4 protein-coding genes are annotated in these 25,197 nt (G+C 62.3%); all 4 read right to left on the reverse strand.

Annotated elements, in window-relative coordinates; genetic code table 11:
• Positions 1-8: 8 nt before the first annotated feature.
• Genes JEM67_RS23570 through JEM67_RS23585 form a run of 4 tightly spaced genes read right to left on the reverse strand, consistent with a single transcriptional unit; the run spans position 9 to position 25,193 of the window.
• Entirely contained in the window at positions 9-1,547 is a 1,539-nt protein-coding gene (locus tag JEM67_RS23570) for a condensation domain-containing protein (RefSeq protein WP_199639477.1), read from the reverse strand.
• Entirely contained in the window at positions 1,544-6,139 is a 4,596-nt protein-coding gene (locus JEM67_RS23575; protein WP_199639475.1) for a type I polyketide synthase, read from the reverse strand. Before JEM67_RS23575 ends, JEM67_RS23570 begins: the two co-directional genes overlap by 4 nt.
• The gene (locus tag JEM67_RS23580) at positions 6,136-12,678 is read right to left on the reverse strand and encodes a non-ribosomal peptide synthetase (protein ID WP_233527886.1); all 6,543 of its coding nucleotides are present in this window, start codon (positions 12,676-12,678) and stop codon (positions 6,136-6,138) included. The genes JEM67_RS23575 and JEM67_RS23580 overlap by 4 nt, the downstream gene beginning before the upstream one ends.
• Positions 12,678-25,193, reverse strand: a complete 12,516-nt coding sequence (locus JEM67_RS23585) for a non-ribosomal peptide synthetase (protein WP_199639471.1) — start codon at positions 25,191-25,193, stop codon at positions 12,678-12,680. The genes JEM67_RS23580 and JEM67_RS23585 overlap by 1 nt, the downstream gene beginning before the upstream one ends.
• Positions 25,194-25,197 lie beyond the last annotated feature (4 nt).

Genomic DNA, 25,197 nt, shown 5'->3' on the forward strand with positions numbered 1-25,197 from the left:
GTCCGTTATCAGGAGGCCGCAAACGCAACAGCACTAAGCTCCCGCTGCATCAGATTGATAAATTGTTCTAACCCGTCAGCGTTGAAGCAGCAGCAGGTGATATGTAAAACGGGTTTTCCCTCCGCCGAACTGGTGAGATAAATATTGATCGAGTCGTTCTCCCAGTTATCCGCCTCCTCTTGCTCATCCAGCGAATCAGGTTGCCGCCAGACGCTCAGGCGTAACGGATCATCCCCGCCGCTCGGCGCTTTCTGCCGAAATGCATCCTGGAGAATATTGATGTTGATGATCGGGTCTGCGACACCGGCGCTTTGCGGAATGCGCCGGAACAATGCGCGCGGCGGCTGCGGCTCCATCAGCAGGAAATCGGCAAGAAAGCGCGGATAGAGGGCTGCACGCGGGCAGAGCGCGGTATAGATCCCGCTGACGGCACGGATCAACAGCGTTAACAGACGCGGGCTGTTGCGCCAGCGTTGTTCGGCCATCACGCCAACCGGCAAACTCCACGGACAATCGATATGTTCGTAGGCGCGCAGCACCCTTTCCCGCACCTGAGCCAGCAGCGTGGGGAAGGTTGGCGCATCGTTCATATCCAGGGGGACAGGCATGACGCGAAGCAATGGCGCCATCAGCGACTCGCTCCCCGGTCGGTCACGCCCTTCCAGTACGGAATTCAACGCGAAACGCGATGCGCCGGTCATCTCGCGTACCACCCTGCCGATAAGCGCCAACAGCACCATCTGCAGGCTCACCTTATGCTGACGCGCCACGCTCTCCAGGCGTTCATAGCTGTCGGTCGGAAAAGAGACATAGCGGTCGCTGGCGTGCGTCTGCTGCTGATTGATATAGCACTGGGGAAAAGTAGCCCACGGATAGCCCTGCAAATGCCGGCGCCAGAAGCGTTGATCTTCGCTGCCATGACGACGATAGCGCGCCCGTTCACTGGCGATTAACGCGGTAAAGGGCATCTCTGCCTGTCCGGCTAACGGCTCCCTGTCTCCGCGCGCCAGCAGACGATAACGCTGCCAGAGCTGCTGGCAGAAGAGATGCACCGCCGCGCCATCAGCCACGATATGCGGAAAGCAGAGCACCAGAACGTGCTGCTGGGGCTGCAGGCGAAAAAGCTGAGCGCGCAGCAGCGGCGGCCGCTGGAGATCGAATGGTTCGGCGAGCAAACGACACGCCACGTCCTTGACGTGCTGCTGCGCCTGCACCGGGGGATCGCCAGTCAAATCGGCAAAGGGCAAATCGAAGCCGCCGACCGGCCGGATACGCTGAGTGGGCGCCCAGCGCGAAATGGCGCTGCGCAATATCGGATGGTGGGCAATCAGGCCACTCAATACCTGCTCCAACAACGCGGGCTGCAGTTCTCCCTCAATCTGAATGCAGCTCTGGTTATTCGCCGTATCCCCGAGGGTGGCGGCAACAAACCAGAAGCAGTGCTGGGCATAACCCAGCGGATAGACGACGCCCTCCTGCGGTGCGGCGCTTGTCCATTCGTCGCCATAAGGGTTGCGTGCATGCTGAACGTCATGATGAACACTCATTTAGCCTCCTCCACCGCGGGCTGACGCTCCTGCAAACGCATAAGAACCTGCTCCGACAGCGCAGCCACTGTCGGGTGGTCATAGATAAAACCGACCGGCAGGGAAACATTCAGCCGTTGGCGAATCAGGGCGATGATCTGCACGGCCATCAGCGAATGACCGTTCAGCTCAAAGAAATCATCCTCGATGCCAAGCGGTCCGATACCCATTTTTTCCTGCCAGGCTGCGGTGATTTGACGTTCGGTTTCATTGCGCGGCTCCAGATACTCGCTGCTGAGCGGCGGGCGCGGAAACAAGGCCGGCTGAAGCCTCTCGCCGTCCCGATCCGACTGGGCGATATCCGTCTGCACATTCTCGTCGCTGTCAACCAGCGGCAGACCGCGGGTCGAGATCAGATAATGGCCGCCATTGCGCGCCAGCAGTTGCGTCAGCAACGCCCATCCTTCCTTGGGCGTAATGGCATCACGCAACGTCTTCTCGCCGCTGTCGCCGTGCCACTGCCGCAGGCTGTCAACCGCCATGCCGACATCGCGCCAGGCATCCCAGCCGATGGCCAGATAACGGGTACGCGCGTCGCGCCGCTGGTGAGCGTTGAGCGCCCAGGCATCCTGCCAGGCATTAGCCGCACAATACGCCACCTGGCCGACCGGCCCGACGAAAGCGGCCAGCGAAGAACAGACGACAAAAAAATCGGGCGCATGCTGGCGCAGACAGGCTTCCAGCACGCGTGTCCCCTGCACCTTCGCCTGAAATACCCGCTGCGAATCGTCCGCCGAGCGGTTCTGGATCAGACCGCCGTCCGCCACGCCTGCGCAGTGGAATATGCCATTAAGCGTTCCATAGCGCTGGGTAAAAGCGGCGATACCGCGACTGATGCTGCGCTTATCGGCTAGGTCGGCACTGATCACCGTGACTTGGGCACCGGCCTGCTGCAGTTGCCGCAAGAAAGCGATGCGCCGCGATTTGGCGTTGCTGGCATCATGCCGCGCCAGCCAACTCTCCCACTCCGCTTCGGGCGGCAGCTCCCCACGGGCAATAAACAGCAGCCGGGCACGATGCCGGCGCGCCAAATTCTCGGCAATGGTGGAACCGATGCCGCCGAATGCCCCGGTGATGAGGTAATTGCCGCCATCGCAGAAGCTAAACGGCGGTTCAGCCTGCTGCCCGCGATCCAGCTCCGTCAGCGGTGCATAGCGCTGCGCGCCACGGAGCGCCACCATCGGAGCCTCATCGGTGTGCTGCATCTCCGCCAGCAGCGTCGACAAAGCGCGGGTAGTCGCCAGCCCCCGGTAGCGCGACGGCGGGATGAAATCGATGCTTTTGCAACGAATCTGACTGAACTCTTTCGGAATGATGCGGCTCGGGCCGATGATGAGCGCCTTACCCGGATCGATCTGCTCATCGCCTGCCAGCGCATGCAGATGATTGGACAGCACAAACAGATCCAACGGGGCGTCGTCATTTTCCGGGTGAAAATGGCGGGCGATATGCAGCAGCGACTCATAATGAAGGGTGGCGTTTTTTGCCGACAGCGCACGACTGCGCGTGATGCTCCAACCGTGGATCAGCGCGTCCGGTGCCTGCTGCTGGCTGCGGAGATACTCTGCCAGCAGATGAAAATCCTGTGGACGCTGCGGATTGACGGTGACGTTGCCGGATCTCAGGATACGGAAGCGTATTCCTTTACTGACGCGCCTGACCCGCGCGCCCTGATTTTCCAGCATGCGCGCGAGCCGTTTACCGCTACCCAGCCGATCTATAAACAGAACCACCGTCCGTCCGCGCCAGGAACCCGGCGTTGACGACAGCGGCGGCAGTTGCTTCCAGCGTGACTGATAACACCATTCCGCCATCGGCAGACGCTCGCCAACTGCCGGGAGTTGCGCACTCTGGCTGTTGACCAATGACGCCAGCGTATAGCGCTGACGCTGAAACGCATAGCCGGGCAGCGGCACGCGTCGCCGCTGCTGATGTTGATAAAGGCGCGGCCAGTCGACCGCCACGCCCTGACACCACAGCTCGCCCAGTGCCGCCAACAGCGTCTGCAGGCCGGCGCGCGGCTGCTTGACGCCGACGCCGCCGTTAAATACCCGACGCCGGGCAGCGACACCATCCAGTTGCATGCGCGCCAGGCCAGTGAGCGTACTGCCCGGCCCCACTTCCAGCAGCAGGTTTTGCGGTTCGTCCAGCAGGCGTTTTACCCCCTGACTGAAGGCCACCGGCTGACGCAACTGACTGACCCAATAGTCCGGAGAGGTCGCCTGCTCAGGGCGTATCCAGTCGCCGGTGACGCAGGAAATAAACGGCAGCGTAGGCGGCGAAAGTGTAATGTCGTCAAAAGCGCGTTCAAAATCCGCCAGGCAGCCCTCCATCATGGCGCTGTGAAAGGCGTGCGAGGTGTGCAGGGGTTTCGCCTCGACGCCGTCGGCATCCAGCAGAGCCTGTAGCGTTTCAATAGCCTCGCTTTCTCCTGAAGCCACGCAAAACTCCGGCGCGTTTTCGCTGGCCAGCGACACGCCATCCGGCAGCCGGCGCGCCAGTTCTGCGGCGCTCAGGCCAACCGCCAACATTTTACCCGGCGGCATCTCGTTCATCAGCGCCGCGCGGCGGACGACGATGCGCAGTCCGTCCTCCAGCGAAAATACGCCCGCAAGACAGGCGGCAACATATTCGCCAATGCTGTGCCCGATGCAGGCCGCGGGCGCCAGGCCCCAGGACATCAGCAGCCGGCTCAGCGCGTATTCCACCACGAACAGCGCAGGCTGGGTAAAACGCGTTTGATAAAGCGCCGAGAGCGAAGCATCGTCGGCGGCTTCAAACAGCAGCGGACGAATATCGCGTCCCAGCAGCGGTTTCAACAAGCCGGCGCATTCATCCACCACATCCCGGAAAAACGGCTCCTGCTGATAGTGATCATGCATCATGCCCGCATACTGCGATCCCTGGCCGCTGAACATAAAAATCGTCCGCGCATCCGCCATCGCCTTGCCCCCTTCGGGCAGAGCCAATCGGTGGGCCAGTTCCGCCCGCGCCTGCTGCCGATCGCGACAGACCAGCGCACAACGATGGTTCATCTCCTCGCGTCCAACCTGCAACGTCCAGGCGACATCGGCCAGGGCTTCGCCCTCCGATTCGTTCTCCTCTGCGGATGACAACCATGCCTGCATACGCGCCATCCCGTCGCGCAGCGCCGCCGCCGAGCGCGCCGAGAAACAGAGCAACTGCTGCGGGCGTCCCGGCCCGGAGGGAGCGACAAAACGCGATTCCTCAAGCACCATATGCACGTTGGTGCCGCCGATGCCGAAGGCGCTGGCCCCGGCGCGGCGCGGCCGGTCGCTGGACCAGGGTTCCCCCTGTTGCGGGATATAAAACGCCGATCCCCGCAGATCAATCTCGGTATTCAGCCGGGAAAAATTCACCGCAGGCGGCAGATAGCGATGCATCAGCATATGCGCCACTTTGATCACGCCGGTAACGCCCGCGGCAGAATCGAGATGGCCAACGTTCGCTTTGACCGAAGCAACCGCACAGCGATGATCCGGCCCCCGCTGTTTACCGTAGGCATTCAGCAGCGCCTTTAACTCAATGGGATCGCCAAGCCGCGTGGCCGTGCCGTGCGCCTCAATGTAGCCGATGCTTTCCGGGGCCACATCTGCCGCGACCAGCGCGCGCCGCAGCACCTCGGTTTGACCGTTGATCGACGGCGCGGTAAAGCCCGGTTTGCTGGAGCCGTCGTTGTTGACTGCCGAGCCTTTAATGATGGCGTATATTCTGTCGCCGCCATCTAGAGCATCCTGCAACCGCTTCAGCACCACCGCGCCGACGCCATCGCCCGCCACCGTGCCGCTGGCATCGGCGTCGAAGCTGCGGCAGCGTCCGTCGTGCGATAAAATTCCGCTGTTTTCATAGCGGTAGCCGCTTTTTAACGGGAAGCCGACATGCACGCCGCCACCCAGCGCCATATCGCACTCGCCCGCCAGCAGCGACTGGCAGGCGGCGTGCAGCGCCAACAGCGAACTGGAACAGGCGGCTCCGATAGTCATCGCCGGGCCACGCAGGTTGAGCTTGTAAGCAACGCGAGTGGATAACAAATCGTTATTATTGCCCGACAACAGACCGTCCAGCGCCACATGCCGCTGGATATCGGGATGACGCAGCAGATAACTCATGGCGTAGCTGCTGTTGGACGCGCTGGCGAAAACGCCAATCTGTCCGGGAAATTTCCCCGGCGCATAACCGGCATGTTCCAGCGCCAGCCACGCCGTTTCCAGAAACAGCCGTTGCTGCGGATCCATCGCCTGCGCTTCGCGCGGCGAGTAGCCGAAGAAAGCGGCGTCGAACGCCTCGGCATCCTCCAGCACCGCCGCCCGGCGCACAAAGTCCGGCTGTTCGCGTTCAGCGTGCGGCGTACCGGCCGCATCCAGTTCCTCATCGCTCAATTCGCGTATCGCTTCAACCCCTGCGGCAATGTTTCGCCAGAAAGCCTCAATATCTGCCGCACCGGGAAACGATCCCGCCATACCCACAATCGCGATCTCAAAACCGTGCAGGGATTGAGGAAGTGCGTCCTTTAACATCTCTGCATTGCTCATTGTTTACCGCTCCTTCTTTGCTGCAAGCCGGCAAGACGGCTGCGGCCGGCATTCACCTGTAACTGAATGGCATCAAGGCTGGCGTCGGGCTGCCGCTGGCCGCCGTTGATGTAATCCGCCAGTTGCTGAATGGTCGGGTAGTTAAGCAGATCAACGATGCTCACCCCGCTATAGCCCAGCGCGGCAAGCCGCAGGTGCGCGCGCGCCAGCAGCAACGAATCGCCGCCCAGGTCAAAAAAGTTCTCCTGCTGATTTGGCGCGGCCACGCCCAGCACCGTGCTCCAGACCTGTTGTATCGCTTTTGCCGTGGGATCGGTGAGTTCCACCGGAGCCGTGTCGGTCGGCGTGGGTTGGCGATCTTCAGCGCGCAGGCGGGAGGTATCCAGCTTACCGTTGGCCGTCAGCGGCAACGCATCCAGCACCTGGAAGCGGGCCGGAACCATATAGCGCGGAAGATGCTGGAGTAGCCAGGTGCGCAGCGCAGCGGCATCGAAAGAACGTTCCGGCTGCATCACCAGCCAGGCGACAATGCGTTTGCCTCTGGGCTCCTCCACCACCTGCACCGCAGCCCGCTCAATGTCAGGGTGGCGACCGATCGTCGCTTCGATCTCGCCCGTCTCGATACGAAAACCGCGGATCTTGCACTGATCGTCAATCCGCCCCAAAAATTCGATCGCCCCGTCAGCCAGGAAACGGGCGCGATCGCCCGTGCGATAAAGGCGCTCGGATCGTTCCGGATCGAAAGGATTCGCGATAAAACGCTGCTGATAGAGTTCGGGCTGATTGAGGTACTCCAGCGCCAGACCTGGCCCGCCTATATAGAGCTCACCAGGCGTGCCGAGAGGCGTCGGCTGCATAAAGGCGTCCAGAATCCAGGCAATGTTTCCCTCATTGGGCCTGCCGATTGGCACAATGCCGCTTTCGGTAGCGCGAAAACGCCAACTGGTGGTGAAGGTGGTGTTTTCGGTCGGGCCGTAGCCATTGATCAGCGTCAGCGACGGATAGAGCTCGCTGATGCGGGCGGCATGACGCAGCGACATCGCCTCGCCACCGCTTATCACCTGCCGTACTTCACGCAATGCCTGCGGGCATTCATCGACAATCAGGTTAAACAGCGACGTGGTGAGAAACAGGCTCTCTACCCGCTGTCCGACCAGCAAGGTCTCCAGTTGCGGTATCGCCACCGGGCCCTGCGGATAGATGACGATGGTGCCCCCGTTCAGCAGCGGTCCCCAGATTTCCAGCGTAGACGCGTCAAAGCTCACGGCGGCCAGCATCAGAAAGCGGCGGCAATGGGTGAAATCGAGATAGCCGACCTCTTTCACCAGGCGAATCACCCCCTGCTGAGCGATAAGCACCCCTTTGGCCTTGCCGGTCGAGCCGGAGGTGTACATCACGTACAGAGGAAGGGAACTCTCCCCTCGCGCGACAGCAAAAGGCATCGCCGGGGCATCGCCCTGGCTCAGTTCCTTCTCCGTCAACTGCGGCACGCCGGTCTCTGCTGCCAGCGCCCTTTCCGGCTGATGCGTGATCAGCAGGCAACAGCGCGCATCCGTTATCTGCTCCACCAGACGCGCATGCGGATCTTCCGGATTGAGCGGGAGATAAACCGCCTCCAGTTTGCTGAGCGCCAGCACTGAAACAATCAGGCCGACGCTGCGACCCAGATAGAGCGCTACGCGGCTGCCACGCGTCACGCCACGCTGCGCCAGCAAGGACGCCAGCCGGTCTGACTGCCGGTCCAGTTCGCGATAGCTCAGGCGCTGGGCTTCCCATTCTACCGCGTCGGCATCGGGCTGCTGCGCCACCTGACGGGCGAACAGCGTCGCCAGGGTTTCCGTGCCGGCGTAGCCTGCCGGTCCGCGCGTAAATGCAGCCAGCTGACGCTGCTGCTCTGCGGGAACAAAATCGACGGCAAGGTGCAATGCCTGCGGCTCTGCCGCCATCGCGCCGAGGACGCGTTGGTAGCAGGCCGCCATTTGCTCCACCTGCTCCCGGCTCAGCAGCCTGGCGTTATAATCCAGCTGGACGCTCACCTGATTGCTGGCCAGCGCTGAAGAGAGCGTTTTGTGCTGGAAATGAACATTCAGGGTAAAGTGCGTCCCCTCATGGACATCCTGCACGTTCAGCTTATCCACCACGCCCAATCCCAGGGCCGGCGTCATCTGATCGTAAATATGGAAATCCATATAGTTGAACAGCACCTCATCCAGCAACGGCTGAGGGCCAAAGTGGCGCTGAATTTCGGCAAGGGGATAGCAGCGATGAGGGATCGCCGCGCATTCGTTGGCGAAGGTTTGACGAATCACTTCCGCCCAGCTTTGCGCTCCCAGCACCTGGCGGAACGGCAAAATATTGAGATAGAGGCCGTAGAGCCAATCACCGCCTTCCGCCTCCGGACGACCATTGGTCGGAATGCCGGTCAGGATATCCGGTTCGCCGCTGAACACGCTCATCACTTTGACATGGGCTGCCAACAGCACGCTTTTTAGCGGCACGCCCAGTTGCTGCATCAGTTGGCGCATCCCCTGATAAACCGTATCGTCGAGCGTAAACGAGAGCGATTTCAGACGCGGCGCAGCTCCCAGCGTCGCCTCCTGCGCCTGATGAGGCAGCCTGAGAAGGGTGCAATCCGCCAGAGTTTGCTGCCAGTAACGGCGCTGCGCATCGTCCCGGATGGCGGCCTGTTCCTGAACGATAAAGTCGCGGTACTCCTGCTGCGGCTTGAACGGCGGCTGCCACTGGCTGCCACCGGTCAGAACGGCATAGCGGTTAAACACCTCAACGATCATGGTGTGATAGCTCCAGCCATCGAATACCGGGTGGCATTCGGTCATGGTGAACTGGAAGCTTTGCGGGGAACGCAGTTGAATGAAGAAACGCAGCAACGTCGGTCTTTGCAAATCGAACGGTGTATGGCGTTCTTCATCCAACAGGGCTCTGATACGCTCCTCCTGCCGTTGCTTGTCGAGATGGCGCAGATCCTCCACTAGGATCGGCAGCTCCGCCTGCGGCCAGACTAACTGCAACGGCTGGCTGTAACGTGCGAAATCAAACCCAGTTCGCAACACATCATGAGCAGCCACCGTTTCCGCCACCGCCCGGCGAAAAGCCGCTTCGTTGAAGGCGGCGTTGATACGCAAGTGCGAGGTGCCGGTACAGTGGTAAACATTGGCGTCAGGCGTCAGGTTCATATGGTAAAACATGCCCGCCTGCATACGGCTCAGCGGATAGGCGTCAATCACCTCCGGCGGCAACAGCTCGCGATCTTCCTGCGTAATCTGGCTGAATGGCGCAGCGGTTATCGGACCGCCGACGCCCTGCCCGCTGCCGGCGTCCAGCAACGCCGCCAGTTCGGCCACGGTCTGATGCTGGAACAGATTGACCAGCGTCAGCGCCAATCCCCGTTCGCGCCCGCGTCCGACAACCTGTACTCCGCGCAACGAATCGCCGCCCAGCGAAAAGAAGTTGTCGTAAACGCCGATGTCATCCACCTTCAGCACGTCGCGCCAGAGCGCCAGCAGCGCCGCCTCGGTCTCGGTGCGCGCCGCCTGATAGTCGCTCGCCAACTGCGGACGAAGCGCCTGCGGATCCGGCAACGCACGCCGGTCCAGCTTGCCGTTCGCCGTTAGCGGCAGCGCCTCCATAAACACAAAGGCGGAGGGCAGCATGTAATCCGGCAGCGTGCGGCGCAGCCCATTGCGCAGCGTTTCCACCTTGAGACCGTTTTCACGCGTGGCGACCCAGGCAATCAGACGCATCTGACGATCGGCGCTGTCCGCACGGGCAATCACCACCGCTTGATCCACGCCATCCAGCCGCTGCAGCGCCACTTCAATCTCTCCCGGCTCAATGCGAAAACCCCGTATTTTGACCTGATGATCGGCGCGCCCCAGATACTCCAGTGAGCCGTCGCGACGTCGACGCGCCAAGTCGCCGCTGCGATAGAGGCGCGCACCATCGTCATCGCCGCCGCCCAGCAGCTCGGCTTTATTCAAAAACCGCTCGCGAGTCAGTTCGGGACGGTTCAGATAGCCGCGCGCGACCCCGGCGCCACCGACATACATTTCGCCCACCACGCCGGGCGGCACCGGCCGCTGCTGCGCGTCCAGCAAATAGATTTCAAGGTCGTCCAGCGGCTCGCCAATGGGGCTTTTGCCTCCCTGTCGCGCGTCCGCCAACGTGATGCGCCGCCAGGTGACGTGCACCGTGGTTTCGGTAATGCCGTACATATTGATAATCTGCGGCGCATCTTCGCCATATTTTGCCAGCCAGCCGAGCAGCGTCGCCGGTTCCAGCGCTTCACCGCCCATAATCACGTAGCGCAGCGACAGAGGCGCCGCGTCCGGGGACGTCGCATCGGCGGCGATAAACTGCGCAAAGGCGGAAGGGGTCTGGTTAAGCACGGTCACGCGCTCATCGCTTACCCACTGCCGGAACTGTTCCGGGGAGCGGCTGACCCAGTACGGCACCACGCTGAGCTGACCGCCATACAGCAATGCCCCCCAGATTTCCCAGACGGAGAAATCAAAGGCGCTGGAGTGGAACAGCGTCCATATGTCATGTTCGCTGAAGGCAAAATGGCGCTCGCCGGCAGCAAACAAGCGCATAACGTTGGCATGAGGTATTTCCACGCCTTTCGGCGTGCCGGTCGAGCCGGAGGTGTAGATGACATAGGCGAGCGCATCGGGCGTAACCGGCCGATCGGGATTGGTCTCCGGCATCGTCTGGATCAAGCCGCTTTCGCAATCGGTGCACAGATAGTCGACCTCGCAGCCCTCAAACAGCGACTGATGCGCCGAGACACCGATCACCTGACGAACCCCGGCGTCCTCGACGTAGAAACGGACGCGCTCCGCACCGTGGCCACTGTCAATGGGGAGATAGGCCATCCCCGCCTTCAGCACCGCCAGAATGGCGATCGGCAAGGCTTCGTCGCGATCCATGCAGATCCCGACCAGACCGCCGCCTTGCGCCGGACGCTCCTGCATGCCCAGCAACAGATAGTGCGCCAGCTGATTCGCCCGCGCGTTCAACTGCTGATAGGTCAGCCTGCGTCCCTCACCCGTCCCGATAGCTACGGCATCCGGATAGCGCTGCGCCTGATATTCGAAACGCTGATGCAACGCCTGGCTGACCGGGTATGTATGGGGGCGTTCGCTGTGCAAGTCGCGCGCGGTGATGCAGGGGTAGCATTCCAGCCGCTGGGTGTCATCCTGGGCCACTTCACCGAGCAGGAACAGGAAATCCGCTTCCAACTGCGCGATGGTGGCGTCATCAAACAGATCGCTACTGTACTCGAAGGCACCCTGTAGCTGCCGGCCTCGGCTCTCCATCGACAACGTCAGATCAAATTTTGCCTGTTCACCGGCCAGAGAATGCGGCTTAACCTGTAGGCCATCGAACGTCCAGCCCTGCTGCCCACTCTCATCAAAGGAAAACATCACCTGGAACAGCGGCGAGTAGCTGAGATCGCGCGTTGGATTAAGGGTTTCAACCAGCCGATCGAAGCTCACCTGCTGATGCTCCAGCGCGTCGACCACCGTGCGGAAAACGCTTTGCTGCAAGGCGGTGAAGCTCTCTTCCGGATCGATCTGGATGCGGTAAACCAGCGTATTGACGAAGAAGCCCACCACGCCTTCCAGCTCAAGCCGCCCACGCCCGGACACCGGCGAGCCGATGGCCAGGTCGCGCTGTCCGCTATAACGATGCAGAATCAACGAGAAGGCGCTAAGCAACAGCGAATAAAGCGTGCTGTTGCGTGCGCGGGCGCGTTCACCCAGCGTTTGCGCCAGCGCCGGCGGCAGCGAGAAGAAGCGCGTTTTTCCGCGCAGACTGAGCCGATTTGGCCGTGGGCGATCGCAGGGCAAATCTATCGGTTCGAGGTTACGCAGTTTTTCGCGCCACCAGTCCAGGGAGCGGGCGACGTCATCCCCCTCCTGCTGCTGATGCTGCCATTCGGAATAATCGATGTACTGAATGTCAAGCGGGGGCAGATCCGCCGCCAGCCCCTGACGCCGGGCGTTATAGCAGGAAGCCAGCTCGCGGCTGATGATGCCGGCTGACCAGCCATCGGAAATAATATGATGCAACACGATAAGCAGCATATGGTGACATGCGCCGCGGCGGAACAGCACGAAACGCGACAGCGGCGCCTGCTGTAAATTGAAGGGGCGTTCGCTCGCCGCATTCAGCTGCGCCTGCAACGCCGCTTCATCCGCCGCGACCCAATCCACCTTCTCCAGTGGCAGCGTCATGGTGTCATGACAGCGCTGAAAGAGCGCCTCATCCTGCCAGACAAAATCGGTGCGGAAAGATTCATGGCGCGCCACCAGGTCATTCACGCTCTGCTGCAGCGCCGTTTCGTCCAGCTCCCCTTCCAGCTCCAGTAACGTGCTGATGTGATAAATTGCTGAATCATGTCCCAGTTGTTCATGCAGCCACAGACGCTTTTGCGCCAGCGATGCTCTGAACTGGAAATGGTTTTCCTGCATGTCGCCTCCGGTAAATTGCGGTTTATCGTATTCTTGGTTGTGCATCACAATGGCGTCTCCTGTCGGCGCGACACGCGGGTGATGGCGCGCTCTTCCGATAACGGCGTCGTCCGTTGTGCCAGTACCGCCGCTAACTGCCGGACAGTCTGATGGTTAAGCAGATCGGTCAGGGAGACCCTGACATTAAGTTGATTTTCGAGTCGCGCGGCGACCCGCAGGGCGTGCAGCGAATGCCCACCCAGCGCGAAAAAGTTCTGGTCACAGCTGACCGGCCCGCAGCGTAAGATTTCTCCCCAGGTAGCCTGAATGGCGCTCTCCAGCGGCGTAGCGGGTGCCAGCAGCTCGGTCTGTTGCGGGCGAACGGGCAGAGGCAGAGCGCCATAGTCCACTTTCCCGTTCGACGTCAGCGGCAGCGCGGGCAGCACCACGATCGCGCCCGGGATCATGTACCCGGGCAGCGTCAGCGCCAGAAACGCACGCAGCACCTCGCTTTCCATCCCCGCCTGCTGCGGCACGACCCAGGCCGCCAGTTGCGCATCTTCCTGCGAGCGTCCGGGCAGCAGGGCGACGGCACTCTGCAGCACCTGCGGATGACGCATCAGCTGCGCCTCAATCTCACCCGGCTCGATACGGTAGCCACGCACTTTGAGCTGGCGATCGCAGCGGCCGAAATACATCAGTTCGCCGTTCGGCATCAGGCCGACCCGATCGCCTGTGCGGTAGGCGCGTACGGCTTCCCCGGCCAAATCCAGCGTAATGAATTTTTCCTCGGTCAAATCAGGCCGGTTCCAGTACCCCTGCGCCAGCCCGGCACCGGCGATATAAAGCTCCCCCTCCGCCCCCGGCGGCGTCGGCGTCGGCGACCGATCCTCGTTCAGCACCAGCAGGCGGGTATTGGCGATGGGCAGACCAATCGCCATTGCGCCCTGACGATCGCGCACCGCATCCGCCAAATGGACGCAGCAACCCACCACGGTTTCCGTCGGACCATATTCGTTGTAAATGCGAGTGTGGGGCGCCTCCCGCAGCCAGCGCTGCACGGTTTCGCAATTGAGGGCTTCGCCCCCGACGACGAGCGCGCTGACGCGCCCTTTCGCCGCGAGATCCAGTTGCTCCTGCAACAGCGCGAGATGGACAGGGGTGATTTTCAGCAGTTGTTCCGCAGAAGAGGTGCTCAGGTGGCGCGCCATGGCCTGCAAATCGCCCTCACCGGGGATGGCAACGAGGGTGCCGCCCGTCAGCAGCGGCAGCCAGAGGCTGGTCAGGGTCGCATCAAAGCTCACCGACGAATGGAACAGGCTCTGCATACCGGCACGTAGCTGATAGCGTCGGCTCGCATCGAGGAGATAATTAATCAGGCTGCGATGCTCAATCATGACGCCTTTCGGCCTGCCGGTTGAGCCGGAGGTATACAGGATATAAGCCAGTGAATTCCCCTGGCTGACCTCCGGCGGCAAAGGCAGATCGGGCGAGGCTTCGTCAACCAGCAGCAGAGGCTGATCGGACGGCAGCGCACCCGCCAGGGTCTGCTGGGTGAGGGTCAGAGGGCACTGGCTGTCGGACAGCAGATACCGGATGCGTTCGGCAGGGCTGGCGGCGTCGATCGGCACATAGCAAAGGCCGATGCGGCTGGCGGCAAGCATCGCCGCGACATACTCCACGCCGCGAGGCAAAAACAGCGCGACGCGATCCCCGGCGCGCAGCCCGCGTTGATGCAGACGGGCGCTGATCTGCTCGGCACGCTGCCGCAAGCTGTCATAGGTCAGGCTTAGTTCGCCTTCTATCACGGCGATATGCTCGCCCATGGCTGCGGCACGCTGGGCAAACAGCGCGTAAACGCCGCCCGCAGGCAGCGGCAGAACCGGCCCTTGCAGCCCTTTGAGCAGAGCCGCGTTCCCGGAGGCGTCCAGCAGGGAGATCTCCGACAGCCGCCGGTCATCCGCGTCTATCCATTGCTGCAATATATGCAGCAGGTGCTGCGTCAACTGACCGGCGGTGTGCGGAGAGTAAAGCCCGTCGTCATACACCAGCGCCCCGCTCAGAGCCGTGCCAAACGAAGCCACCAGCGTTAACGGATAGTTGGTGCTCTCCTGGGCCGCCGTGAAACTGAATAGCCCGTTATTCTCCTGCTGCGGGTAGTTCTCAAAGACCACCAGGGTATCAAACAGCGTCGGCCAACCGGCCAGCCCGCAACTGTGCTTCAGCTCCGCCAGCGAAATGTCACTAAAGCGCTCATTTTCCAGTTGCTGACGCTGGAGCGCATGCAGCCAGTCGACCACGCGAACGTCCGGCTGGACGCTCGCCCGCATCGGCACCGTGCCGATAAGCAAACCGACCATGCGCTCAATGCCGCTGAGATCGGCATGGCGGCCAGAAAGGGTGACGCCGAACAGGCTCTCCGCCGAACCGCTGTAGCGTTGCAGCAGCAGCGCCCAAGCGCCCTGCACCAGCGTACTGATGGTCAGGCGATGACGGCGACCAAAGCTGGCCAGTTGCGCGGAAAGGTCGACATCCAGTTGAAAATCCTGCCGCTGGCGTTGCTGAGACGGCGTACGCCCCGGATAAGCGGCCGGCAACGGCGTCGCGGCGCTGAGGCCGGCCAGTCGTTGCTGCCAGTGCGCCTGGCTGCCGGCGCGGGAACGGCGCAGCCACTGGATATAGTGCCTGAATGCCGGTGCCGACGGCGGTGGCGGCGTCTGATGATAGGCCGCAGCCACCTGCGCCAGCAGCAGGGTCACCGACCAGCCGTCCAAAATGGCGTGGTGGTGGCTGAACAGCATCTGCACGCTATCCTGCGCGAGCAGCACGGTGATGCGGAACAGCGGCCCCTGATGCAGATCGAACCCCTGCTCCCGGTCCGCACGCCACAGCGCCGCGATGTCCTCTTCCTGCGGCGAGCGATAATCCACCACGCGCCAGGCGTCAGGCATCTGCTGATGCACCAGTTGCAGCGGCCCGACTTCGGCGTTCAGATCGAAGGTGGTACGCAGCGCCGGGCAGGCGGTGATCACCTGCGTCCACGCCTGTTGCAGGCGAGCAAGATCGACCCCGCGCGCAAGATCAAAACAGATCTGCTCGTGATAGAGCCTTGCATCGCTGTCGGCCAACGAATGGTAAAGCATCCCCTCCTGAGTCGGCGTAAGAGGATAAATATCCACAATCTGCAAATGACGCTGCTGCAGTTGCAACAGCGATGCCCGGCTCAGGCCTGCGAGAGGAAAATCGGACGGCGTCCAGGTCGTGCGTGCTTGCGCCTGGCAGTGGGCGATCAGCGCATCGAGATGCTTTTTCATCGCGTCCGTCTGCGCGGCGATGGTCTCCGCCCGCCAACTGTTCGGGTTGTAGCTCCAGACGATAACCAGTTCGCCCTCATCGATGTAGCTATCCACCTCCAGCGCCCAGCCACGACGATTTTCAGGCGCATAACGGTGCGCCATCAGCAGATCGGCCACGCCGCTCAGCGGAGGCTGATGGAAATCGCCGTCGAACTGCCCAAGATAATTGAAGCAGACCTCCGCTGCCTGTGCAGCGGCGTCATACAGCATGCCGTAACCCACGCCGCCGTGAGGAACCCGACGCTGCGCCTCTTTGACGTCCTGGATCAGATCTCCCCACGACCCTGTCGGCGGCAATTGCAGCAGGATCGGGTAAATAGCGGTAAACCAGCCCACAGTACGGCTGACATCCGGCGCATCCGGCGCGTCATCGCGCCCGTGCCCTTCGAAATCGATACGCAGTTGGCGGCTGCCGGTCCATTCGCTTAGCGTCTGCGCCAGCGCCGCCAGCAGCAGATCGCCGACATGGGTGTGATAAGCCCGCCCGGTTTGACGCACCAACGCCTGAGTGGCCGCGCGATCCAGCGTAATCTGAACCTTGCGCATTTCTCCCGTACGGCCAGGCAGCGCACGCGTGCCGCTGTCTACCGGAATAGCGGCGCCGGCATGCCGCTGCGTTTCCCAATAGCGGTGCTCATCGGCAGCCGAAACGGGATCGACGACCTGCTGCAACCATGTGCCCCATTCCGCCAGCGAAGCCGTCGCCGGCTCGCAGGGCAGTGCTTCGCCTCGTGCCAGTGCCTGATACGCGCGGCTGAGATCGCTGATAATAATGCGCCAGGAGACGCCATCCACCACCAGGTGGTGAACGCTTAACAGCAGGTAATCGGCGGATGCCGCACGGATAACATCGGCGCTGAACACCGGCCCTTGGGCAATGTCCAGCTGTGACTGACGCGATCCGGCCCAGGCGATAACCGCCGCTTCGCCGTCGTGAGGCGCGCCAAGGCGCGTTTCACGCAGCAGCGGCGCGTCCGTCAGGGCGGCGATAGTGGCCGGCGCATCGGCTGCGCTGAAGCGGGCTCGCAACCCTTCATGCTGCTGCAAAACCCCGCGCAGCGCCCGTTCCAGCTGCGGCAAATTGACCTGCGCGTCCAACCGCCAGAGGTAAGATTGGTTGTAGTGATGCGTGTTTTCCGAGCCCAACGCGAAGAACCAGCGCTGGGCAGGCAGCAACTTATAAGCCTGCATGGCCGGGCGTGCTTGCGTCGGCGCGGATGCCAGTGGCTCCACCACGCTGGCGAGGCTGGCGATCGTCGGATAATCAAACAGCATACGCGCCTGAACGCGCAGCCCCGCCTCGCGAGCGAGGAAGACGATTTGCAGACTAAGAATGGAGTCGCCGCCCAGGGCAAAGAAGTCGTCATCCATCCCTGGCGTTTCGCCTCCCAGCACCTTTTGCCAGATAGCCGCCAGTTGCCGCTCCGTCTCACTCTCCGCCGCCCGGAAGCAGAGCGCGACCGTCACCGGCAGCGGTTGTGCGGCCAGCCAGGCGCGATCGACTTTACCGTTGCTGGTCAGGGGAATGGACGGCAGCAATAGCCACTGGGTCGGGCGCATGATTTCCGGCAGACGGCGCGCTATCTGCTGACGCACACTATCCAGCGTTGCCGCCCCCTTGGCCAGGGCCACATAGGCCACCAGGTGAGGACGCCCGTTGACCTGACGAATACCTGTCGCAGCCTGACTGACGCCCTCGCACGCGACCAGTTGCGCTTCAACCTCTTCGAGCTCAATGCGGTGCCCACGCAGCTTCACCTGATTATCCCGGCGGCCGAGATAGAGCAGATTGCCATCCGGCAACCAGCGGGCCAGATCGCCGGTGCGATAGAGCCGCTCGCCGGGTTCGGCGGCAAAAGGATCGTCAATAAAACGACTGGCGGTCAGTTCCGGGCGGTTAAAATAGCCCAGCGCCACACCCGCCCCGCCGATATAGATCTCCCCTACGCCCCCCGGCGGCGTCAGTTGCCGGTGTTCATCCAGCAGGAAAATACGCATATTGGCAATCGGCCGCCCAATCGGAACCGCGCCCGAGACGGCGCATTCGCCCGCAGCCAGCGCATAGACGCAGCACCCGACGGTGGTTTCCGTCGGCCCATATTCATTCACGATCGAGACCTGAGGCGCATGTTCACGCCAGAAGCGCACTGCGGCGCCCGCCAGGTTTTCGCCGCCGATGACCAGCGTTGCCGCATGGCCAGCCGCCGCAGGGGGAATCTGCTGGCTGAGCAGTTCAAGATGAGAAGGCGTTATCTTCGCCATCGTCATGCCGGAAAGTTGCTTCCAGGCCGACACCAGCGCGGGGACATCCTCTTCATCGGGCAGAATAAACAGCGTTTTACCGCTCAACAACGGCAGGAACAGGCTGGTCAGAGTGGCATCGAACGAGATGGAGGCGTGCAGCGTGTTGCCGCGTCCCTGCGCGCAATCGTAGTTATCGCAGGCATGCTGCAGATAATTGGCGAGCGCGCGATGGGGAATGACCACGCCTTTCGGCGCGCCGGTGGTGCCGGAGGTGTAGAGCACATAAGCGGGATCGTCCGCAACGGCGCCCTGCGCCGGGTCAGCCATGCTGACGTCGCCGTCTGTCGTCATCTCCGGCGTCAACAAAATCGTCTGCTGCTCGGTCAGCGCCAACCGCAGAGCCTGTTCGCGCGTAGTGATGACACGCGCCACACGCGCATCCTCCAGCATGTAACGGATGCGCTCCGCCGGATAAGCGATATCCACCGGCACCCAGGCCGCCCCGCTTTTGACCGTCGCGAGGATCGCGCAGACCAGCGCAGTGGAACGCGGCAGCAGCACCGCCACGCGCGCGCCAGGCCCGATATCCAGCCCCGTCAGCAAATGCGCCAACTGATTGGCCTGCTGATTGAGCTGCTGATAACTCATCTGCCGTTCGCCCCAGGCCAACGCCGTGGCCTGCGGAGTCGCCCGCGCCTGCTGTTCGAAACGTTGTTGCAACAGCGGCGCGGCCGCACGGCGTGGACCTGCGCTGAGGGTATCAAGCAAATGGCGGTGCTCCGCCTCTGACAACATATCCAGCCGACAGGCAGGCAACTGCGGCCGACGGCTCAAACTCGCCAGCAGGCGACCATAGGACGCGGCAAGAGCGTCGATAACCTCGGCGCTATAGAGCGACGGGCGATACTCAATATTCAGCGTCAACTGCGTCGCCGTCTCCTGCACAAACAGCGTCAGATCAAATTTGGCGTCCGGCGCGTTGAGTGCCTGGTTACTGAGCCGCGCTTCGGCCCCCTCTCTGCGCTCATCCTGTGAGGTGTTATAAACGAACATAATGCGGAACAGCGGGGACGTAGCTCGCCCCTCCGCCGGCAATACCGCATTAACCACCTGCTCGAAGGGCGTCTCTTTATGAGCCAGCGCTTCACGCAGCGCCGCCTCGCTGGCGGCAAGAAAAGTGGCGAAAGGCTGGCTGGTGTCCAGGGTCTGACGAAACGCCAGCGTATTGAGCAGCAACCCCGGCAAACTTTGCAACGTGTCGCTGTCGCGCAGCGACACCGGCAGGCCGATAGTTAAATCGTTTTCACCGCTGTAACGTTGCAGCAGCAGTTGGAACGTCGACAGCAGCAGGGTAAACAGCGTGGTGTCCTGCTGCCGCGCCAGTTGGCGCAGCGCTTCGGTCAGCGGCAGGGGCAACGTCAACGTCTGATAAGCCGCCCGCCAGTCCGTTTCATCGGGCTGCGGACGCTGCGGCAGGGCGATAACCGGCGGTGGCGTAAGGAACACTTCGCGCCACCAATCAAGCCCCTCCTGATGCGGGGTGCTGCGCTCCCACGCGGCATACTGCAAATAGCTGATGGCAGGCGCGGTGCAAGCCGCCTGCGGATCGTCAATCAACAGTGTCAGACTCTGGTCTATCAGCGACAGCGTATGTTCATCGACCAACAGGTGATGTACGCAGAAAATCAGCGCGTTGCGCCCCTGCGGGGAGTAAATAAAGCACAGACGATAGAGCGGCGCCGCGAGCAGCGTAAAGGGCTCGCTCATCAGCGCGGTCGCGCGCTGTTGTACACGGGCGTGCCACGCATCATCGTCGACGCCTTCAGCCGCAAACTCAACGGGAGCGTCAGACCAATACTGATGGGGGACGGCACCGTCTGCGCGCAGTCGGGTATTCAGCAAGGGGAAGTGACGGAACAGCGCTTCCAGCGCCGCGCTCAGCCGCTCGGTAGTCACCTCCGACGCGGTAAAGGTTTTAATTTCTCCCGTAATGTAGCTGTTGCCGTCGGGATGAAGCTGCTCAAGGAACCAGATACGCTGCTGAGCGAAACTCAGCGGCGCCTCTTTCAGCGCCGGCTGCCTGCACAGCGCGCTGTCCGTCTGGGTTTCTCCAGCGTTGAGCGCCAACTGGCGCGGAGTGCGACGGGTAAAGATGTCGCTGACGCGCAAATGCAGTTGGTGCTCAGCGGCCAGCAGCGCCACTGCCCGCGCCGCCAGTAGCGAATGTCCGCCCAGCGCGAAGAAGGAGTCGTCGCGACCTATGCCCTCGATCCCCAGCACCCGGCTCCAGACAGCGGCGATCGCCTGCTCCACCCGGCCCTTCGGCGCCTCGCCTGGCGCGTTCGCCACGGCATCGGGTTGCGGCGTCGGAAAACGCTTACGATCGATTTTATTGTTCGGCAGGCGAGGAAACGCGGTCATCAATACATAGCAGGCGGGGCACATGAACTCCGGCAGCGTGGCGGCCAGCCAGGCATGCAACTGCGCCCGATCCGGCTGCTGCCCCGCATGCGGCAACACATAAGCGACGACGGCGCTGGCGGCCAGGTAATCCTCGCGCACCAGGGTGACCGCATCCGCCACGGCAGGATGGCGACGCAACGCGGTCTCAATCTCGCCCAACTCAACGCGATAACCACGGATTTTCACCTGATTATCGATGCGTCCCAGGTAATCAATATTGCCGTCGTTGCGATAGCAGGCGAGGTCGCCGGTGCGATAGAGCCGCGCCTCTGGCGTCGCGCTGAAGGGATCGGCGATAAAGCGGTCGGCGGTCAGGGCAGGCTGGTTCAAATAGCCCTGTGAAACGCCGACGCCGCCAATACATAGCTCCCCGACGACGCCAACGGGAAGCGGCTCACGGAACTCATCCAGGATCCATACCTGGGTGTTATGCACCGGGCGGCCAATGTGCACACGGTTGTCGGCCTGCGTCAGCTCGGCATTGGTGGCGCTGACGGTCGTTTCCGTGGGGCCATAAGAGTTAATGAAACGGCGGTTTTTCCCCCATTTTTGCAGCAGATCGAGTCCGCAGGCTTCGCCCGCCACGATCAGCACGCGCAGATCCGGCAACGGAGCCTCCGGTAATGCCGCCAGCGCCGAGGCCGGCAGCGTGACATGACTGACCCGACGCTGCTCCAGTTGCTCCAGCAGATCCGGTCCGGGCAGCAGCGAGAGGCGCGGCGCCATCAGCAACGTACAGCCGGAGCACAGGGTCATGACGATTTCCCAGACCGACGTATCGAAGCTGAACGAAGCAAACTGCAGCACCCGGCCAGGGGGCTGCATATCAAGCAGCGCCACTTCGGTTTCCGCCAGATTACACACGCCGCGATGACGAATGGGCACGCCCTTCGGCTGGCCCGTGGAGCCTGAGGTATAGATGATATAGGCAGTGTTGTCGGCGCCGGCACGCGGCGCGGGGGCCCGGGTCGGCAAGTCGTTCAACTGCGGCTCCAGCGCTTCGACAGTGAACAGCGTTATGTGCTGCGTGGCACGGGTGAAGCGGCCGACAAACTGCTCCTGCGTCAGCATCAACTGCAGCCCGGAATCGGCAATCACATAATCGCTGCGCTCCTGCGGGTAGTCCGGATCGATAGGGACATAGACGCCACCTGCCTTAAGGATGGCCAGGAAGCCAATCACCAGAGACAGCGAACGCTCGATACACAACCCAACCGCGACGTCCACCCCAACCCCCTGCGCGATGAGCCAGTGGGCGAGCTGGTTGGCACGCGCGTCCAGTTCGCGATAACTCAGCACCTCATCGAGAAACTCAAGCGCAGGCGCGTCCGGCGTGCGCGACACCTGGCGCTCGAACATCTGATGAATGCCAATATCGCTGCTGAAAGGTTGCGCCGTCTGGTTCCACTGCCCGATTTGCCGACGCTCTGCTTCGGAAAGCAGCGGCAGACGCCCCACCGCCTCTTCGCTGTCCGCGATGCAGTGCTCGACAAAAGTCGTAAAGTTGGCCGCCATACGGGCAATCGTGTCCGGCAGAAAGCGATCGTCGGCATATTCAAACTGGCCTGCGATGCCCGTCTCGTCGGGCCACATCTCCAGCGTCAGTTCATAGGTGGCGCTGCCGCGATCCACCGCCTGCAGCGCCGAGACGCTGCTCTGGCCCAGGCGGGTTGCGGCATCCGGTTTCTGCTGCCAGACGAACAGCGTCTGAAACAGCGGGGAAATGCCCGGATGACGCGTCTCCTCCAGCGCCGTCAGCACCTGACCAAACGGCAAATCCTGATGGGCAACGGCCGCGATAAAGCCAGCGGCAACCTGTCGCATCAACCGGCTAAACGGCTGATGCAAATCCACGGTCTGACGCAGCGCCACCACATTGAACAACAGGCCGAATGCCTGCTCGTTATCCAACGCATGGCGGGAGCTGACAGGCGTACCTATCGTCAGATCCTGCTGGCGGGTATAGCGCGCCATAAAAGCGGTGTAGGCCGTCAATAACGCCACGTAAGGCGTAACGCCGTGACGCACGGCCAGCGCCGCCAGCGCATCTGCGGTCGCCTGGGCCAAGTGGAAAGGAATACGGCCGCCGCAGTAGCTCCGCACCGCCGGGACGGGAAAATCATAAGGTAGCTGCAGCAACGGCAGCGGCCCCGCCAATTGCTGTCGCCACCAGGCACGCAGCGCTTCCCCTCGCGGCCCTGCGCTACGCTGCTGCTGGCGGCGTGCATGGACTGTCTGGCAGGAAGTCGCTGCGACCGGCGTCAGCGTTTTGCCCGCCAGCAGACGGCCATAATCCGCCAACATCTGTCGCCACAGCAGCGCCACGGACTCCGCATCCGCGATAATGTGATGACACACCAGAGCGATAAGCGTCCGGTGCGGCTGTACCTGCGCACAAGCGATGCGCAGCAGCGGTGCCTGAGCAAGATTGAACGGTTGCGTGGTTAACTGCGCCAGCCAGCCCTCCGCCGCTCCCCGCGCGTCGCTGCCATGCGTGCTAAAATCCTGCCGGTCGATATCCACGACAACCTGTTCGGCGATCTGCGCCGTCACGCCGTCTTGATACGGGGTAAAGCGGGTCCGCAGCGCGTCATGGCAACGCAGCGCCTGATTCAGCGCCTGCTGCAACAGCTCAATGTTCAGCGGCCCCTGCCATTCGGCACGGTAGGCCAACTGCCATACGGGCGATTCGGGAGCCTGTTGCTGAATTAACCACATGCCCTGCTGCTCATCGCTGAGCGTGACGCTGCTCTGCGTCTGCACGCTATCTTGTTCGGCCTGGCGCAGCGCTTGTGCGCAGACCGCCAGCGTCGGCTGCGCCAGCAGATCGGCGAGCTCAAGCTCCCGGTCCAGTTCGGCACGCACGCAGGCGATCATGCGCATCGCCAGCAGGGAATTCCCGCCGAGGGCGAAAAAGTCGTCATCGCGCCCGACCGCGTTCACCGGCAGCAGACGCTGCCAGATCGCCGCCAGCTTCTGCTCCTCACCGGCGTGGGGCTGCTGCGCCGCGGCCAACGGGGCGCTTCGGCGCGGCGCAGGCTGAGGCAGCGCTTTGCGGTCAAGCTTGCCGTTAGGCAGGCGGGGAAAGAGCTCGAGGAGGCTAAAATCGGTCGGCAACAGCGCGGCGGGTAACGAAGCGGCCAGATAGTCGCGCAGCACGGTTGACGCCTGATTCAGTTCGTTTTTCAGGGTAATGAACGCCACCAGTTGCTGCGGCTGCGCAAAGGCGACGACAGCAGCCTGCTGTACCGCCGGATGGCGCTCAAGCAGCGTTTCAATTTCCGCCGTTTCCACGCGCTGACCATTGATCTTCAACTGAAAATCGTTGCGCCCCAGCAGCTCCAGATCGCCCGTGGCCGTCAGACGCCCCACATCGCCCGTACGGTACATTTTCGTCCCGCGCGCGTCGGTGAAAAAGGCGTCGGAGGCGTCGGGCTGCCGATAACCTGCGCTCATCCACGGCGTAATAATGATGACCTCACCGCTTTCGCCATCGGCGACGTGATTGCCGCTTTCATCAATCACGCTGATGCTCGCACCGGGAATGGGCCGCCCTACGGGCACGCCCGCGCGCGCGGCATCGGCCGGCGTTACGCGATAAAACAGCTTAGCCAGCGTGGTTTCCGTCGGGCCGTAAAGGTTGATGAGCTGGGCGTTTGCCGGGCCGTTCTGATAAAAGCGCGCCACCAGCGAACCTTTCAGCATCTCGCCCGCCAGCAGCACATAGCGCACGTCGTGCAGCCGCTGCGCCGCATCGGGATACTCCAGCAAAACCTGCAGCAACGAGGGGATCTGATGAGTGACGGTAATCCGCTGCGCCTGCATCCATGCCAGCAGCGCGGCGGGCGTGTGGATCAGTTCGCGGGACGGCGGAATACACAGGGTGGCGCCATTGAGCAAAGGCAGCAGCATGTCGCGCAAAAAAGGATCGAACATCTGCGACGTCAGCATACTGACGCGATCGTCCGGCGTGATAGCCAGTTCCCGGCTCTCCCACTCGATAAAATGCAGCAGGCTGTCACTGCGCCCCAGCACCGCTTTGGGTATGCCGGTGGAGCCGGAAGTGAAATAGACGTAGGCCAACGGCTGCGTTCGCGTCGGCTCTAAGGGAAGGGGCTCCCCGGCGGACAGCGCGGGCACGCCCAGGTCATCCACCTCGACAACGCTCAGCCGGTCGGTAAGATGGCGAACCGAAGCCAGCCCGTGCGACGTCGCGATCAACCGCGCATCGGGAAACTGTGCCAACAGGGTTTCCAGTCGCTGCCGAGGCAACGTCGGCGATAAAGGAACAAATGCCTGCCCCGCATGCATAATCGCGAGCGCCGCCGTCACCAGCGCGGTCCCCTCCTCCAACAGCACCAGCGTAAAGGGGCTACCCGGCTGCCGACGCAGCGCGGCGCTCAATGCGGTGACCCGTTGCAATAGCTGTTGATAGGTTACCCGCGTTTCGCCCTGACTAATGGCGACCCGCTGCGGATCACGATTTACAGACTGCTCAAATACTGCGGAAACAGACATTTGC

This window comes from Serratia sp. PAMC26656 (assembly GCF_016469055.2).
Taxonomy (GTDB): Bacteria; Pseudomonadota; Gammaproteobacteria; order Enterobacterales; family Enterobacteriaceae; genus Serratia; species Serratia plymuthica.